Genomic DNA, 15,212 nt, shown 5'->3' with positions numbered 1-15,212 from the left:
CATTACAATCGCGGCCGTCAGGAGAGAGTGCCCCACCTTCACCACGAAGGCAGCGCGGCACCGCCGAAGGCGCAGGCAGCTGCCGAACGCTCAGGCAAAAGGACTGGCAACCGCCCGCAGCGATGCGGGCGTTCCCTTGCTGGAGAGAGATGGCTTGCCGCATCGCGCGATGGGCCATCCACCGAAGGAGCAAGCCGCGCGGCCAGCCAGGGCGCCGCGGTGAATCTCTCAGGTAAAGCGGACAGCAGGGCAAATCCCGCGATCCATGGGGTCGCGGCCACCATTTGCCCCGGAGTTCCGCCTTGACCGCCACGCCCGCTTCCGCATCCGCCCCCCTGCTCACCACGCCCCTGAACGCCCTGCACATTGAGCTGGGCGCCCGCATGGTGCCGTTTGCCGGCTACTCCATGCCCGTGCAGTACCCCGCCGGCCTGATGGCCGAGCATGTGCACACGCGCACGGCCGCGGGCCTGTTCGACGTGTCGCACATGGGCCAGCTCAAGCTCATCGGCGCCGATGCGGCGGCGGCCTTCGAGACGCTGATGCCCGTGGACGTGATCGACCTGCCCGTGGGCAAGCAGCGCTACGGCCTGCTGCTGACGGACGAAGGCACCATCATCGACGACCTGATGTTCTTCAACCAGGGCGTGGTGGACGGCGAGCCCACCCTGTTCGTCATCGTCAATGGCGCCTGCAAGGTGGGCGACATCGCCCACATCCAGGCCCGCATCGGCCAGCGCTGCAAGGTGGTGCCCCTGCCCGACCACGCCCTGCTGGCGCTGCAAGGGCCGCAGGCCGTCACCGCCCTCGCCCGCCTCGCACCCGGTGTGGAAAAGCTGGTGTTCATGACCGGCGGCGCGTTCAGCATTGCGGGCTGCGACTGCTTCGTGACCCGCAGCGGCTACACGGGCGAAGACGGCTTTGAAATCTCCGTGCCCGCCGCCCAGGCCGAGACGCTGGCCCGCGCCCTGCTGGCCCAGCCCGAGGTCAAGCCCATCGGCCTGGGCGCGCGCAACTCGCTGCGCCTGGAAGCCGGCCTGTGCCTGTACGGCAACGACATCGACACCACCACCACCCCGCCCGAGGCCGCGCTGAACTGGGCCATCCAGAAGGTGCGCCGCACCGGCGGTGCGCGCGCAGGCGGCTTTCCTGGCGCCGACAAGGTGCTGGCGCAGATCGACAACCCCGCCAGCCTGCAGCGCAAGCGCGTGGGCCTGGTCGCGCTGGAACGCGTGCCCGTGCGCGAGCACACCGCACTGCAAGGCACCGACGGCCAGAAGATTGGCGAGGTCACCAGCGGCCTGCTGGGCCCCACGGTGAACGAGCCCGTGGCCATGGGCTACGTGGACGCAGCCCACGCCACCATCGGCACCCGCGTCAACGCCATCGTGCGCGGCAAGGCCGTGCCGATGGAGGTGCGGGCCATGCCTTTCGTCCCCGCCAATTACTACCGCGGCTGATTTCGCGGGTGGCGGCGCGCAGCCGCCACCACAGACGCCCCGTTCGCCCGCTACATTGCTGGTTCCCTTATCTACCCCTTTGCCTGAGGAGCTTTCCCATGACCGTCAAATTTTCCAAAGAACACGAGTGGATCAACGCCGCTGACGCCGCCGCTGCCGTGGTCGGCATCACCGTGCATGCGCAGGACGCGCTGGGCGACGTGGTGTTCGTGGACCTGCCTGAAGTCGGCAAGACCTTTGCCCAGGGCGAAGTGGCCGGCGTGGTCGAGTCCGTGAAGGCCGCTGCCGACGTGTACATGCCCGTCGCCGGCGAGATCGTCGAGGTGAACGAAGCCCTGCGCGCCGACCCGTCCCTGGCCAACAGCGACCCGCTGGGCGCCGGCTGGTTCTTCAAGGTCAAGCTGTCCGACGCCGGCCAACTGGCCGAGCTGATGGACGAGACCACCTACACGGCCTTTGCCGCCAACGCCTGAACGCCGGGCTTGCCGCACACAGCGCTTCAAAAACCATAGCTGCTTGCGCTTGATCCACGCCGATCTCAGACCAAAATCGATCTGAGGTTGGCTAAAAACAAGCGCGAGCAGCTCCCTTTTTCATAGCAGACCACCGCCCCACCATGACCGCCGCCCTGCCCCTCTCCGCGCTGGAAAACGCCGCCGAGTTTTTGCCCCGCCACATCGGCATCGACGCGGCGGATGAAGCCCACATGCTGTCCGTGATCGGCGAGGCCTCGCGCCGTGCGCTCATCGACTCCATCGTGCCGCGCTCCATCGCGCGCAGCCGGGCCATGGACTTGCCCCCGGCCACCACCGAGGCGGCGGCGCTGGCCGAACTGAAGGCCATCGCGGGCAAGAACAAGCTGCTCAAGAGCTTCATCGGCCAGGGCTACTACGGCACGCACACGCCCGGCGTCATCCTGCGCAACATCCTGGAGAACCCCGCCTGGTACACCGCCTACACGCCCTACCAGGCCGAGATTTCGCAAGGCCGCATGGAAGCGCTGGTCAACTTCCAGACCATGGTGTGCGACCTGACGGGCATGCCGATTGCCAATGCGTCCATGCTCGACGAAGCCACCGCCGCCGCCGAGGCGATGACGCTGGCCAAGCGCTCCGTCAAGAGCAAGAGCAACGTGTTCGTGGTGGCGGGCGACGCGCATCCGCAAACCATCGAAGTCATCCAGACACGCGCCCAACCGCTGGGCATTGAGGTGAAGCTGGCCAACTCGGCCGAAGAATGGAACACCCTGCTGGCCGGCGACTACTTTGCCGTGCTGGCCCAGTACCCCGCCACCAGCGGCCGCATTGACGACCTGCGCGCCGACGTGGAAAAGGCCCACGCCCAGCAAGCCGCCTTCATCGTGGCCGCCGACCTGCTGGCCCTGACGCTGATCACGCCACCCGGCGAATTTGGCGCCGACATCGTGGTCGGCACCACCCAGCGCTTTGGCATGCCCATGGGCGCGGGCGGCCCGCACGCCGCGTACATGGCCTGCCGCGACGAGTTCAAGCGCAGCATGCCCGGCCGCCTGGTGGGCGTGAGCGTGGACGTGCACGGCAAGCCCGCCTACCGCCTGGCGCTGCAAACGCGCGAGCAGCACATCCGCCGCGAGAAGGCCACTTCCAACATCTGCACCGCCCAGGTGCTGCCCGCCGTGGTGGCCAGCATGTACGCCGTGTACCACGGCCCCGAGGGCCTTAAGCGCATTGCACAACGCGTGGCCAGCTACACCGCCATCCTGGCCCAAGGCCTCAAGCAGCTGGGCGCCCCCGTGCGCGAACACGCCACATTCGACACGCTGAGCCTGCACACCGGCGCCGCTACCAAAACCATCGCTGCCCGCGCAGTGCAGATGGGCGCCAACCTGCGCATCTACTTTGAAGAGTACCTGTGCCTTTCGCTGGACGAGACCACCACGCGCGCCGATGTCGAGCTGCTGTGGAAGGTCTTCGCCAAGGACGGCCAGACGCTGCCCACCTTCGACGCATTTGAACGCGGCGTGGAGCCACTGATCCCTGCCGCGCTGCGCCGCACCAGCCAATACCTGACGCACCCGGTGTTCAACACCCACCACAGCGAAACCGGCATGCTGCGCTACCTCCGCGCGCTGTCCGACAAGGACCTGGCGCTGGACCGCAGCATGATCCCGCTGGGCAGCTGCACCATGAAGCTCAACGCCACCAGCGAGATGATCCCCATCACCTGGCCCGAGTTTGCCAACGTGCACCCGTTTGCCCCCGCCGACCAGCTGCAAGGCTACCAAGCGCTGGACGAGCAACTGCGCGCCTGGCTGTGCCAGGCCACGGGCTACGCCGGCATCAGCCTGCAGCCCAACGCCGGCAGCCAAGGCGAATACGCGGGCCTCCTGGCCATCAAGGGCTACCACGCCGCGCGCGGCGAAAGCCACCGCAACATCTGCCTCATCCCCAGCAGCGCCCACGGCACCAACCCTGCCAGCGCCCAGATGGCCGGCATGCAGGTGGTGGTGACGGCCTGTGACGCCAGCGGCAACGTGGACCTGGCCGACCTGAAGGCCAAGTGCGAGCAGCACAGCGCCCACCTCGCCTGCGTGATGATCACCTACCCCAGCACGCACGGCGTGTTCGAGACCAGCGTGAAGGAACTGTGCGCCCTGGTGCACAGCCACGGCGGCCGCGTGTACGTGGATGGCGCCAACATGAACGCCCTGGTGGGCGTGGCCGCCCCCGGCGAGTTCGGCGGCGACGTGAGCCACCTGAACCTGCACAAGACCTTCTGCATCCCCCACGGCGGCGGCGGCCCCGGCGTGGGCCCCGTGTGCGTGGTGGCCGACCTGGTGCCCTTCCTGCCCGGCCTGCCCGGCCAGGGCGACCAGCCGCAGGCCCCGGCCGTCGGCAAGGTCGGCCCCGTCAGCGCCGCGCCGCTGGGCAACGCCGCCGTGCTGCCCATCAGCTGGATGTACATCCGCATGATGGGCGCCGAGGGCCTGCAGGCCGCCACCGAAACCGCCATCCTGAGCGCCAACTACATCAGCGCCCGCCTGAAGGACCACTACCCCACGCTCTACGCCAGCGAAAACGGCCACGTGGCGCACGAGTGCATCCTGGACCTGCGCGGCCTGAAGGAAACCAGCGGCGTGATGGCCGAAGATGTCGCCAAGCGCCTCATCGACTACGGCTTCCACGCCCCCACGCTGAGCTTCCCCGTGCCCAACACGCTGATGGTGGAGCCCACCGAAAGCGAAACCCTCTTCGAGCTGGACCGCTTCATCGACGCAATGATCGCCATCCGCGAGGAAGTCCGCCAGATCGAAGCGGGCAATCTGCCGCAAGACAACAACCCCCTCAAGAACGCCCCGCACACCGCCGAGGCGCTGCTGGCCGGCGAATGGAACCGCCCCTACACCCGCGAAGCCGCCGCCTACCCCGTGGCCGCCCTGCGCAGCAACAAGTACTGGTCGCCCGTGGGCCGCGTGGACAACGTGTGGGGCGACCGCAACCTCAACTGCAGCTGCATCCCGGTGAGCGACTACGCATAGAGCGTGCCGACGCAGCGCCATGACGGTGCTGCCCGCGGACGACGAACAAACAAACAAAGGCCCGGTGACGGGCCTTTGTGTTTTTTACAAGGCGTCGAGCGGGCTCAAGATGCCGCGCCCGCCTTTGTTAAGCACGTGCGTGTAAATCATGGTCGTGCTCACATCGGCATGCCCCAGGAGCTCTTGCACCGTGCGGATGTCGTAGCCGGCCTGCAGCAAATGCGTGGCAAACGAATGGCGCAGCACATGCGGCGACACGGGCTTGTTGATTTGCGTGCGCCGCCTCGCGAACGGCACGCTGCACCGACTCGGGGTACACATGGTGGCGGCGTTCTAGCAGCTCTCCCGTGTGCGCATCGGGGCGCGGATCCATGGAGCGCACCGGCGACGGAAACACCCATTGCCAAGCCCAGCTTGCATCCGCGTTGGGATACTTGGCCGCCAGCGCGTGCGGCAAATACACCTGCCCAACCCAGCGGCCAAATCCTTTTCGTGCAAGGCGCGGGCCTTTTGCAATTGCGCTTGTAGCGGGGCGATCAAATTCTCGGGCAGCACCGTCACCCGGTCTTTATTGCCCTTGCCCTCGCGCACGATGATCTCGCGGCGGGCAAACTCCACATCCTTCACGCGCAGGCGCAGCGCCTCCAGCAGGCGCATGCCCGTGCCATAGAGCAACTGCCCAATCAGCCCGTGGTGCCATCCATGTGCAGCAACAGCTCGCGCACCTCGGTAGGGGTCAGCACCACCGGCAGGCGCTTGGGTGTTTTGGCCTGCACCACCTCATTGAGCCAGGGCAGGTCCATCGCCAACACCTGCTTGTACAAATACAGCAGCGCCGCCTTGACCTGATTTTGTGTGGAAGCAGAAACCTGCCGATCAACCGCCAAATGGCTCAAAAACGCTTCCACCTCGGCCGCCCCCATATCCTGCGGGTGGCGCTTGCCATGAAAGAGAATAAAACGCCGTGCCCAGTCGATATAAGCCTCTTCCGTGCGAATGCTGTAGTGCCGCGTGCGCAGGTGAATGCGCATGCGCTCCAGCAACCTGGGCGGGCGCGGCTCGGCGGGGTCGTTGCCGGGCTGCGGGGGTGGAGCGAGACGCTCTGTCATCCGCAAAATTTTAGGTTTGCCTAATTTTCCGAGGATCAGGGTTTGTATGGGGTAGCCGGCGCTATAGTTGTCTTAGCGGACTGATCGGACTACCATGCTTGTCGTCTATTTCTAGTTAGGGAAACAAATTGCCCTGGATTCTAAAAAATCGCTACTGGCTTGGTCGCCATGTATCCAAAGGAGCAATTCTTGTCAAGAAACCAACCTCCAGCAGCGATCGTATTGACGTTTGGTTTTACGACCAGCAAAGATGGGTTGACTGCAATCGTGAAATCATGCGCAGCAAGGTTTTCGACGACCTACCTATTGATTTTGTTCAAGAAGCAGAAAAGGAACTGGTTGAGAAAGAAAACATTGAGCTAGAACTCAAGCATAAAGCGCATCTTCAAAAATATGGACTATCATCTACCGGGATTAATAAACGCGAACCAACTGGAGTTGCGCGGTTCACACATTGCTGGTCATGCAAACTAAACATTGATAGTCTTGGATTTCTCGAGTGCTCTCGGTGTGGTTGGATTATCTGCAATTGTGGCGCTTGCGGTTGTGGGCGTTAACCTTTTGTCTATCCCTAACATTTCGTCGCAGCCGACCGCCCACGGCGGCGGCTGAACTCAGTTCGTTAGTCCCTTCATATTCCGCTTTATGCAGGCCAGCCTTTATTCCAGCGCTTCGCCTTTCTCACAGGTTTCTCCTTGGGGGTTTTGGCGCAGTGCGGGGCTTCGCCTGCGTTCGCCGCGCAAATTTCAAGCCTTTTTGGCCTCCAGCGCTTGTGCAGCAAGCGCCACCAGCTATCATTCTTGCAGCGCTGCGTCGCTGCCGTGGCGCAGCGCTTTTTCGTGGGCCGCGCACGTCTTCAGGGCTGGGCGCCCCCTTTTTGCCTTCGGGTCTAACTGTTCGTCGCAGCCGACCGCCTATGGCGGCGGCTGAACTCAGTTCGTTAGTCCCTTCATATTCCGCTTTATGCAGGCCAGCCTTTATTCCAGCGCTTTGCCTTTCTCAAAGGTTTCTCCTTGGGGGTCTTGGCGCTGCGCCGGGCTTCGCCTGCATACGCGTTGCAAGTTTCAAGCCTTTTTGGCCTCCAGCGCTTGTGCAGAAAGCGCTACCAGCTATCATTCTTGCAGCGCTGCGACGCTTCCGTGGCACAGCGCTTTTTCCTGGGCCGCGCACGTCTTCAAGTCGTGGCGCCCCCTTTTGGCCTTCGGGTCTAACTGTTCGTCGCAGCCGACCGCCTACGGCGGCGGCTGAACTCAGGGCGTTATGCGTCAGCGAACCAAGTCAATGATTGAGCGTCTGGCGGAACTTCTGGATCTTCCCGATGCGGACTATTGGTCTGATGTCGGGTGTATCGAGGCGCGTTCCATCATTGATGCAGACCCGCAGTTGGTTATGTGCCAGATCAAAAGCCAATGGAGATCGTGGCCGGAACCACGACAGGAGCACTTGGCTTACATACTTGGCGAGGGAACGCATCCACTGGAAAGGGAAGTCCTCCTCGAGATGGCATCCTTTAGAGCTCCAGGCGTCGTTATGTCCGCCCGAGAAGCGCTACGTGGAATTCCTGGCAGTGAGGCATAACCTGGCAGTCAACCGGACACCCAAATGCTGCGCATTTGGGTTCCCTTCGCTTGCGCTTCGGTGCCGGTTACTTCTACGTTAGCCGTGATCGACGGTAAGCCCGTCAAAATAAAAATGTTGAGAAGGCATATGGAAATTATTTACGACCATGCAGATCCATGTCTAGATGGTTACTATTCCGCAAGAAGCCAAAAAATTATATTTGGTGCTCGACGCATTGGACCATCAGGCTTGATGTCTGGCGCTATGACGTGCGGCTTCTCTCCAATGCCTTCAAATCAGATTTTGGGCAGCGAATTATTAAACCAACTTAACCTAACGAAAGAAATTCTTAAAATAAACGATTTGCTGCTTTATGACATAATTTCTGGAAAGTACAACGCCTCGAATGTTTTAGGCTTTGATTCATTTTCAGAGTTATATTCCAAGAACTCTGAATATGGCAGCTTCACTCTCTGGACCAAGAGTGACAAAGAAGTCCCTTATTTTGTGAGAGTTCCTGCATCAGATCGTTTTCCACTTTTCACCAACAGCAGACCAATAGCTAAGCCCTCAACACCTGAGTTTTTAGGCTCAGAGTTCAGAAATTTCTTAACTGACTTTATGAGCTAACTATTCATTCAAGCGGACTGGCCTGCGGCCAGCCGCTTACTTCGTCCGTTAGATTTTTATCTGGAGTATTTAATGAGTAGCCCCCTCCCAGATCAGGCGACCCAAACAATCGCCGTTTTAGCTGCTTGTTTTGCACAAACACTGGGGAAAAAAGACCCAGAATTTGCAGCGGCATTTGAGAAAAACATCCAAGAGCTTTATAGCCGCATGCGAGACAACAGTTATTTCCCGTCCGAGACGCTACAAGCGGTGAGGCTGGTCGGTGATCTACTCAAAAACCACTAGTTCAGGGGGTTCTAACCCGTCGCTCAAGCGGACGGCTACGCCGCCGCTTAGCTTGGTTCGTTAGGGCTTCATGTTTTCGATCTACTGCGGCGATCTGATGATTGGAACTTCCGATCTTGGCGGAGTTGATGCGGGAATGGGAGTCGCCGTCGGCGCATTCTTTCCAACGGAAGACTACGAGAAGGTTAGAAAGCACTTTCGCCTATTCACCGAGGCCACCTTCGAGAAGGCGCCGCCTGACGAAGAAATGCTTGGGAGGTTTTACGCACGCAATTCAAGGTTCCGTTTCGCTGTCATTGCACCGGATGGAACTACGGTCCCTCTATTTACCTGCCTAGTCCGAGACTACTCTGTGGAGCTTCCCGACCTTGGGCTAGAGGCGTATCAAGTGGAGGTTCAGTTGTCCGAGCAGAGCGCGTGGTTCCATGGCCGCGCCTAACCTCCCGGTCAACACGGACCTCGCGCAAAAAGCGCGCGAGGCCGGTTACGTCAAACGTTAGGCCACACACATGCAACATCGCGATCTTGAGCTGTTCGCTGACTACCATCAGTTCTACCTTCAGGACGAGCTGGCGAGCGGTGACTTGTCGGATGCATGGACGGACGAGGCCGTAGAGCGCTTACTCGCTCTCGCCCCGGGAATTGTTGGTGTGGGCACTGCCAGCAACGGCAATATCCCTGTTGCCGTAGAGGTGCTTGAGGGCGCGCCGGCAGAATCATGGGAGCCGTACGATCAGGTCAATGAGTGTTCGCTAGCAATCGCACATGGGCCGCTGGTGGTCGCAGGCTGGACGGAATACTTTCCAGAGGCAGCGCGCATCCCCTTGGCTCCCGGTATTTACCGGGTCCGTATCAGTTACTGCCTATTCGGCGAGGAACGCTATCTTGTTCAGCTCTGGCAGGCCCCGCGTGTCGAGCCTCTCGTGGTCAAGGCACGTGCGGCCTAACAATTCGTCCAAGCCGACGCCGCTTCGCGGTGCGGCTTAACTCCACCGTTGAGCGCCTTAGATATGCCTTCGATCCGAGACAACTTTCCTAAAGCAGTCGTCGATGCGCTTTGAACCGTGGATTGTGAAACATGGCGACCGGGGTTACGTATTGCCAGCCCTAGAAGCGCCATGAGCTACAAGTCGCCCAATCCGGCAGTCGAACGGACCTGCGCGAAAAGCCGCGCAGGCCGCTCACTTCTACGTTAGCTGCTCAAAAGGCCACCCCACAGCGAACGTCAGACGGAATGCCCTGATTGCGACGCCCGAGAGTCGTTGCTCGACGCAGCGCTCGGCAAGGCCCTACCATCGGGGGCTTTCCTGTTTTCACCAACCCAACCCATCGGATTCCCATGCGCATTCTTCTCGCCCTGCTCGCCTCGCTAGCCCTTGCCTCGGTTGCTCAGGCACAGACCGCCAAGCCGGTCACCACCGCCAGCGGCCTGGTCTATGAGTCGCTGAAAGACGGCACCGGCGAATCGCCCAAGGCCACGGACACCGTGAAGGTGCACTACAAGGGCACGTTCCTGGACGGCAAGGAGTTCGACAGCTCTTACAAGCGCGGCGAGCCCACGGAGTTTCCGCTCAACCGCGTGATTCCCTGCTGGACCGAGGGCGTGCAGCGCATGAAGCCCGGCGGCAAGGCCAAGCTGACCTGCCCGCCGGCCATTGCCTACGGCGAGCGCGGCGCGGGCGGGGTGATTCCGCCCAACAGCACGCTCAATTTCGAGATCGAACTGATCTCCGTGCGCAAGTGAAATGAAAGCCCCCCTGAGTTGCCTGCGGCCCCTTCCCCTCAGGGGCACGCAGCCCTCGCTGCGGGGCGGCCCTTGCTCGGCTGCCCGGGCGTGCACAGCGCCCGTGGCATCGCTGCGTATCAGCAAAAATTCCTGCTTGGGAGTCTCTCGTGTTGTTGAAGGTCGGTGACCTGGCTCGGCGCACCGGCCTCACGGTGCGCACGCTGCACCACTACGACGAGATCGGCCTGCTTACGCCGTCGGGCCGGTCGGAGGCGGGCTACCGCCTGTACAGCCAGGCGGATGTGCAGCGGCTGCACGGGATTCAAACGATGCGCCAGATGGGTCTGGCGCTCAGCGACATTGGCGAGCTGCTGGGGGGCGAAGGGGTGTCGCCCGAGCGCATCATCAACCAGCAGATCCGTGCACTCGACCAGCAGATCGGGCAGGCCACGGAGCTGCGCGCACGCCTGTCGATGCTGCGCGACGGGCTCATGGCCGGGGCGGAGCCCGACATGGGCAACTGGCTGGAGGCGCTGGCGCTGATGACCACCTACGGCAAGTACTTCACCTCGGCGGAACTCAAGCGCATTTTTGAGAACTGGAGCCGCATCGAGGCCGACTGGCTGGTGGTGAAGGACCAGGTGCGCTGCGCCATGGACCGGCAGCTGCCGCCCGATTCGCCCGAGGTGCAGGCGCTGGCCTACCGCTGGATGGCGCTCATGCTGCACTGGATGAATGGCGACATGGACCTGCTGGAGCGCTGGGGCCACATGTTCCGCACCGAGCCCTCCACGCACGGCCGCAACCATGCGCCGCCCGGCGACATGATCGAATACGTGGAGGCGGCCATCAAGCTGCGCATGGAGCTGCTGGAAAAGTACCTCACCCGCGAGGACCTGCGCAGGCTGGGCCATGTGCCGCACGGCGAGTGGGCCGCGCTGGAAGAGCGGGTGCAGCAGCTCATGGCCCGCGCACTGCCGCACCACCACCCCGAGGCCACGGCGGCCGCGCTGCGCTGGGACGCGCTGTTCAACACGCTGGCGTGCCACAGCGCGTCGCTGCGCCAGAAGCTGCTCGCGGCCTCCGCCAACGAGCCGTTGCTGCAGGCCGGATCGCCGTTGAGCGTGCCGGTGCGCGCATACCTGCAGGCAGCGCTGGCCCACGCGCGCCCGCCGGCGTCGGCCGTGGCTTAGAGCCTGTTCACGATCTCGCGGGGGTCGCGGACAGGCTCTTAGGCGGCGCAGCGCGCCGTCATCTCCGCGCAACAAAAAATACGGCCGGGCCCTTGACCCTCACGCAACGTGAGGGCCCACAGTGGCGCCCATGCAAAGACAGCCCTTCCCTGTTGAACCGGCCGCGGCCCCGGCCCAGCGGCTGCACGCCCTGGACAACCTGCGCGCCACCATGATGTGGCTGGGCATCGTGCTGCATGTTGCCGTCATTTACATGGCCCGGCCGTCGCCCCTGCCCTGGCACGACGACCAGTCCAGCCCGCTGGCGGACCTGCTGGTGGTCGTGATCCATGCGTTCCGCATGCCCGTGTTCTTCATCCTGGCCGGCTTCTTTGTGACCGCGCTGGTGCAGCGCCACGGCCTGGGCGGCATGGCGCGCAACCGGCTGCGCCGCCTGGGCCTGCCGTTTGCGGTGTTCTGGCCGCCGCTGTTTGCGGCCAGCGCCGTGCTGGGGCTGCTGTTCCTGCACCGCATGGCCTACAACACCTGGGGAATCGACCGCAGCCTGATGCCGCAAAGCCCCAGCGGGTCCCACCCGGGCCCGCAAACCATGCACCTGTGGTTCCTGTGGATGCTGCTGTGGCTGGCGCTGCTGACGCCGCTGCCCTGGGCGGCGGTGCGCGCACTGCCGCCGAGTGTGCAGCGCACGCTGCGGGCCATGATGGCCTGGCTGGGCAGCACGCCGCTGGGCGTGCTGGCGCTGACCGTGCCCCTGGCGTGGATTGGCGCGGGGTACGCGCACGGCATCGTCACGCCCGGCGGCTCGTTTCTGCCGCCGGCGGCGGAGTGGCTGCACAACGGGCTGTTCTACGGCTTCGGCCTGGGCCTGCACGCACTGCGCAAGGAGCTGACGGCGCTGTACGCCCGGCACTGGCTGCTGCTGGCGGCGCTGGGCATGGCATGTTTCGCCGCAGCGGCGTTCCTGTCGGAAGTGCAGGCGCAGCCCGAGGCTTCGACGGTGGCGCTGGTGCTGATCACCGGCGCGTTCACCGACCTGCTGGCCGCCCCGGTGCCGGATGCCTGGCACCTGCAGTTCTGGATGGCGCTGGCCTACAACGGCGCGTCCTGGCTGTGGAGCTTTGCGCTGATCGGGCTGTTCCTGCGGCACCTGGGCCGCCCCCGCGCCTGGATGGCCTACCTGGCCGACAGCTCGTACTGGGTGTACCTGGTGCACTTGCCCATCACCATGGGCCTGGGCGCGCTGCTGTACGGCCTGCCCTGGCCGGCGCTGGCCAAGATGGCCCTCAACGTGCTGGTCACCACGGCCTTGTGCCTGGCCAGCTACCACCTGTGCGTTCGCTTCACGCCGGTGGGCGCACTGCTCACCGGACGCCAACGCGCCCGACCGCTTTTTGGAGACCCTGTTCATGCCCACTGATACCTTTTCCCGCCCCGCCCCGCAGGGCACGGCCGCCCCGCCCGGCGGGGACCCGCGCGCCGCGCTGCTCCGCGACCGCAACTTCCGCTGGATGACCGCGGGCTCGGTGATGTCCATGCTGGGTGACCAGTTCACGCTGATCGCGCTGCCTTGGCTGGTGCTGCAGATGACCGGCGACACGCTGGTGCTGGGCACGGTGCTGGCCCTCATCAGCGTGCCGCGCGCGCTGTTCATCCTGATTGGCGGCGCGCTGGTGGACCGCCATTCGCCCAAGCAGGTGCTGATGATCACCAAGTACGTCAACCTGGTGCTGCTGGCCGCGCTGGCGGGGCTGGTGTTTGCAGGCACGCTGACGCTGTGGATGGTCTATGCGCTGTCGCTGGGCATCGGCCTGGCCACGGCCTTCAGCATCCCTGCGGGGACGGCCATGATGCCTTCGGTGGTGGCGCGCCCGCAGCTGCAGGCGGCCAACGGCATCAGCCTCGGCCTGCGGCAGCTGACGATGTTCCTCGGCCCCTTGCTGGCGGGGCTGCTGATTGCGCTGTTTGGCGCGGGCGATGCCGCCAAAGGCGCCGCCACCGCAACGGCCCACGCCAGTGCCACCGGCATCGGCCTGGCCTTTGCACTGGATGCGCTGAGCTTTGCGGTGTCGGCCTGGACGCTGTCCAAGGTGCAGACCCGCGTCGACACCGCAGCCGCGCCCGCCGCGGCACCGCAGGCCGTGCTGGCCGCGGTGGCGCACGGCCTGGGGCACTTCTGGCGCGACAGCGAGCTGCGCACCTGCTTTCTGTACTGGAGCGCGATTGCCCTGTTCATCATGGGGCCCATCCACATCGCCATCCCCGTGCTGGCCAGCAGCAACCCGCAACTGGGCGCCGCGGCCTTCGGCACGATCGTGGGCGCCCATGGCGCGGGCACGCTGCTGGGCATGGTCGTGTCCGGCGCGGTGCCACGGCTGCGCCTGGGCAGCCTGGGCATGACCATCCTGGCGTTCGACGCCGTCATCGGCGCACTGTTCATGCCCCTGGGGCTGATCACCGCCGTGTGGCAAGGCGCGGCGCTGATGCTGGTCATCGGCCTTTTGGGCGGCTTCATGCAGGTGAGCGTGTTCACCTGGATCCAGCAGCGCGTGCCCCCGGCGCTGCTGGGCCGCGCGATGAGCCTGTTCATGTTCATCTTCATGGGCCTGGCGCCCATCTCGGCGGCCGTGACCGGCTGGGTGATGAAGAGCGTCACCCTCACCCAGCTGTTTGCCGCCAGCGGCGGCACGCTGGTGGTGCTGGCGGCGGTAGCCTTCGTGCTGACGCCCATGCGCCGCATGACGGACGCCGCGCCCGCCGCGCGCTGAAGCACGGCCCCAACGAGATGCAAAAAAGGCCGGGCGCAAGCGCCTGGCCTTTTTTCTTCTGGGGTGCGTGCCGCTGGGTCGCTCAGACCTCGGTCACGAACTCCTCGCGCGGGCGGCGCACCTTCTTCAGGCTGACCAGCCAGTCGCCTTCGTCGGCGCGGTAGCCCAGCGGCAGGATGGCCACGCTGCGCAGGCCGCGCGCGCGCAAGCCGAGGATCTCGTCGAGCGCGTTGGGGTCAAAACCTTCCATCGGCGTGCTGTCCACTTCCTCGAACGCGGCGGCGATCAATGCGGCGCTCAGGCCGATGTAGGCCTGGCGTGCCGCGTGCTGGAAGTTCACCTCGGCATCGCGCTGGGGATAGCTGTTCAGCAGCATCTGGCGGTAGTTTTCCCAGCCTTCGTTCTTGAAGCCGCGCTGGTCGTTGGTGAGGTCGAACATCTTGTTGATGCGCTCGGGCGTGTAGTTGTCCCACGCGGCAAACACCAGCAGGTGCGAGCCGTCGGTGATCTGGGCCTGGTTCCAGGCAATCGGCTGGATCTTCGCGCGCACGGCAGGGTCGGTCACCACGATGATCTCAAACGGCTGCAGGCCGCTGGAGGTGGGCGCCAGGCGGGCGGCCTCCAGGATGCGGTCCACCTTGTCTTGCGGCACCGCCTTGGCGGGGTTCATCTTCTTGGTGGCGTAGCGCCATTGCAATTTGTTCAGCAGGGGCTGGGCGGCCGAAGGGGCGGTAGTGGTCATGGCAAATGTCCTGTGGGATGAATCTAAGGGTGGAAGGAACCGCGCAGGCCGCGAAGCACCGCACGATGGTGAAAATGTAAGGAGCCTTCCACCGGCCAAAAAGCCCTTCCGTGGAAACTGATTGTTCCAAAACGGTCAACAATCATGCCCTTGGCGGCGGAGTCTCCACCCCACCGCACGGGCCGGCAGGCGGCGCGTACACTGGCCCCTTCGCTTTCTGGCCCC

Annotated in this window: 15 protein-coding genes, 1 pseudogene and 2 riboswitches; of the genes and pseudogenes, 14 read left to right on the top strand and 2 right to left on the bottom strand. The window is 64.0% G+C overall.

Annotation, left to right across the window (positions count from 1 at the left end; genetic code table 11):
- The first annotated feature begins 8 nt into the window (after nucleotides 1–8).
- Nucleotides 9–116: riboswitch (glycine riboswitch) on the top strand.
- A gap of 13 nt (nucleotides 117–129) precedes the next feature.
- Nucleotides 130–255, top strand: a riboswitch (glycine riboswitch).
- 47 nt (nucleotides 256–302) lie between these two features.
- The 3 genes from gcvT (at nucleotide 303) to gcvP (ending at nucleotide 4,977) form a co-directional block, all read left to right on the top strand.
- Nucleotides 303–1,460, top strand: coding sequence for a glycine cleavage system aminomethyltransferase GcvT (gene gcvT / locus LWW96_RS11485; RefSeq protein WP_291487070.1), 1,158 nt, complete (start codon nucleotides 303–305; stop codon nucleotides 1,458–1,460).
- Nucleotides 1,461–1,558: 98 nt separating this feature from the next.
- Nucleotides 1,559–1,933, top strand: coding sequence for a glycine cleavage system protein GcvH (gene gcvH / locus LWW96_RS11480; RefSeq protein WP_291487068.1), 375 nt, complete (start codon nucleotides 1,559–1,561; stop codon nucleotides 1,931–1,933).
- 143 nt (nucleotides 1,934–2,076) lie between these two features.
- Nucleotides 2,077–4,977 carry an aminomethyl-transferring glycine dehydrogenase gene (gcvP, locus tag LWW96_RS11475; RefSeq protein WP_291487066.1) on the top strand — a complete coding sequence of 967 codons (2,901 nt, stop codon included), beginning with the start codon at nucleotides 2,077–2,079 and terminating at the stop codon, nucleotides 4,975–4,977.
- 84 nt (nucleotides 4,978–5,061) lie between these two features.
- Here gcvP and LWW96_RS11470 read toward each other — a convergent pair.
- A pseudogene (locus tag LWW96_RS11470) lies at nucleotides 5,062–6,008 on the bottom strand (integron integrase).
- A 206-nt stretch (nucleotides 6,009–6,214) separates the two neighbouring features.
- Here LWW96_RS11470 and LWW96_RS11465 point away from each other — a divergent pair.
- The 11 genes from LWW96_RS11465 (at nucleotide 6,215) to LWW96_RS11415 (ending at nucleotide 14,245) form a co-directional block, all read left to right on the top strand.
- Nucleotides 6,215–6,643, top strand: a complete 429-nt coding sequence (locus LWW96_RS11465) for a hypothetical protein (RefSeq protein WP_291487064.1) — start codon at nucleotides 6,215–6,217, stop codon at nucleotides 6,641–6,643.
- Between the two features lie 88 nt (nucleotides 6,644–6,731).
- Complete coding sequence (locus tag LWW96_RS11460) at nucleotides 6,732–7,016, top strand: DUF1010 domain-containing protein (protein WP_291487062.1); 285 nt, start codon at nucleotides 6,732–6,734, stop codon at nucleotides 7,014–7,016.
- 33 nt (nucleotides 7,017–7,049) lie between these two features.
- A complete protein-coding gene (locus tag LWW96_RS11455) occupies nucleotides 7,050–7,334 on the top strand; it encodes a DUF1010 domain-containing protein (protein ID WP_291487060.1) in 285 nt (94 codons plus the stop codon).
- A 459-nt stretch (nucleotides 7,335–7,793) separates the two neighbouring features.
- Nucleotides 7,794–8,276, top strand: coding sequence for a hypothetical protein (locus tag LWW96_RS11450; RefSeq protein WP_291487058.1), 483 nt, complete (start codon nucleotides 7,794–7,796; stop codon nucleotides 8,274–8,276).
- 72 nt (nucleotides 8,277–8,348) lie between these two features.
- Nucleotides 8,349–8,561 (top strand): hypothetical protein, encoded by a 213-nt coding sequence (locus tag LWW96_RS11445; protein WP_291487056.1) that lies wholly within the window; start codon nucleotides 8,349–8,351, stop codon nucleotides 8,559–8,561.
- Between the two features lie 70 nt (nucleotides 8,562–8,631).
- Nucleotides 8,632–9,000 (top strand): hypothetical protein, encoded by a 369-nt coding sequence (locus LWW96_RS11440; protein ID WP_291487055.1) that lies wholly within the window; start codon nucleotides 8,632–8,634, stop codon nucleotides 8,998–9,000.
- 70 nt (nucleotides 9,001–9,070) lie between these two features.
- Complete coding sequence (locus tag LWW96_RS11435) at nucleotides 9,071–9,508, top strand: hypothetical protein (RefSeq protein ID WP_291487054.1); 438 nt, start codon at nucleotides 9,071–9,073, stop codon at nucleotides 9,506–9,508.
- A 392-nt stretch (nucleotides 9,509–9,900) separates the two neighbouring features.
- Nucleotides 9,901–10,305 (top strand): FKBP-type peptidyl-prolyl cis-trans isomerase, encoded by a 405-nt coding sequence (locus tag LWW96_RS11430; protein WP_291487053.1) that lies wholly within the window; start codon nucleotides 9,901–9,903, stop codon nucleotides 10,303–10,305.
- 149 nt (nucleotides 10,306–10,454) lie between these two features.
- On the top strand, nucleotides 10,455–11,480 hold the full coding sequence (locus LWW96_RS11425) for a MerR family transcriptional regulator (RefSeq protein ID WP_291487052.1): 1,026 nt from the start codon (nucleotides 10,455–10,457) through the stop codon (nucleotides 11,478–11,480).
- Between the two features lie 130 nt (nucleotides 11,481–11,610).
- On the top strand, nucleotides 11,611–12,897 hold the full coding sequence (locus LWW96_RS11420) for an acyltransferase family protein (RefSeq protein WP_291487051.1): 1,287 nt from the start codon (nucleotides 11,611–11,613) through the stop codon (nucleotides 12,895–12,897).
- Nucleotides 12,887–14,245 (top strand): MFS transporter, encoded by a 1,359-nt coding sequence (locus LWW96_RS11415; protein ID WP_291487049.1) that lies wholly within the window; start codon nucleotides 12,887–12,889, stop codon nucleotides 14,243–14,245. The genes LWW96_RS11420 and LWW96_RS11415 overlap by 11 nt, the downstream gene beginning before the upstream one ends.
- Nucleotides 14,246–14,327: 82 nt before the next feature.
- On the opposite strand, the gene LWW96_RS11410 is transcribed toward LWW96_RS11415, so the two are convergent.
- Nucleotides 14,328–14,987, bottom strand: a complete 660-nt coding sequence (locus LWW96_RS11410; protein WP_291487047.1) for an NAD(P)H-dependent oxidoreductase — start codon at nucleotides 14,985–14,987, stop codon at nucleotides 14,328–14,330.
- Between the last annotated feature and the right edge of the window lie 225 nt (nucleotides 14,988–15,212).

Source organism: Acidovorax sp. (assembly GCF_021287135.1).
GTDB lineage: Bacteria > Pseudomonadota > Gammaproteobacteria > Burkholderiales > Burkholderiaceae_C > Acidovorax.
The sequence above is the reverse complement of the archived record's forward strand: the minus strand, read 5'-3'. Positions and strand labels throughout refer to the sequence as shown.

What these genes read in the sequence shown, in the direction of transcription:
- gcvH (WP_291487068.1), top strand. Translation starts at nt 1,559, where the DNA reads ATGACCGTCAAATTTTCCAAAGAACACGAGTGGATCAACGCCGCTGAC.
- gcvP (WP_291487066.1), top strand. Translation starts at nt 2,077, where the DNA reads ATGACCGCCGCCCTGCCCCTCTCCGCGCTGGAAAACGCCGCCGAGTTT.
- LWW96_RS11460 (WP_291487062.1), top strand. Translation starts at nt 6,732, where the DNA reads ATGCAGGCCAGCCTTTATTCCAGCGCTTCGCCTTTCTCACAGGTTTCT.
- LWW96_RS11455 (WP_291487060.1), top strand. Translation starts at nt 7,050, where the DNA reads ATGCAGGCCAGCCTTTATTCCAGCGCTTTGCCTTTCTCAAAGGTTTCT.
- LWW96_RS11450 (WP_291487058.1), top strand. Translation starts at nt 7,794, where the DNA reads ATGGAAATTATTTACGACCATGCAGATCCATGTCTAGATGGTTACTAT.
- LWW96_RS11445 (WP_291487056.1), top strand. Translation starts at nt 8,349, where the DNA reads ATGAGTAGCCCCCTCCCAGATCAGGCGACCCAAACAATCGCCGTTTTA.
- LWW96_RS11440 (WP_291487055.1), top strand. Translation starts at nt 8,632, where the DNA reads ATGTTTTCGATCTACTGCGGCGATCTGATGATTGGAACTTCCGATCTT.
- LWW96_RS11435 (WP_291487054.1), top strand. Translation starts at nt 9,071, where the DNA reads ATGCAACATCGCGATCTTGAGCTGTTCGCTGACTACCATCAGTTCTAC.
- LWW96_RS11430 (WP_291487053.1), top strand. Translation starts at nt 9,901, where the DNA reads ATGCGCATTCTTCTCGCCCTGCTCGCCTCGCTAGCCCTTGCCTCGGTT.
- LWW96_RS11420 (WP_291487051.1), top strand. Translation starts at nt 11,611, where the DNA reads ATGCAAAGACAGCCCTTCCCTGTTGAACCGGCCGCGGCCCCGGCCCAG.
- LWW96_RS11415 (WP_291487049.1), top strand. Translation starts at nt 12,887, where the DNA reads ATGCCCACTGATACCTTTTCCCGCCCCGCCCCGCAGGGCACGGCCGCC.
- LWW96_RS11410 (WP_291487047.1), bottom strand. Translation starts at nt 14,987, where the DNA reads ATGACCACTACCGCCCCTTCGGCCGCCCAGCCCCTGCTGAACAAATTG.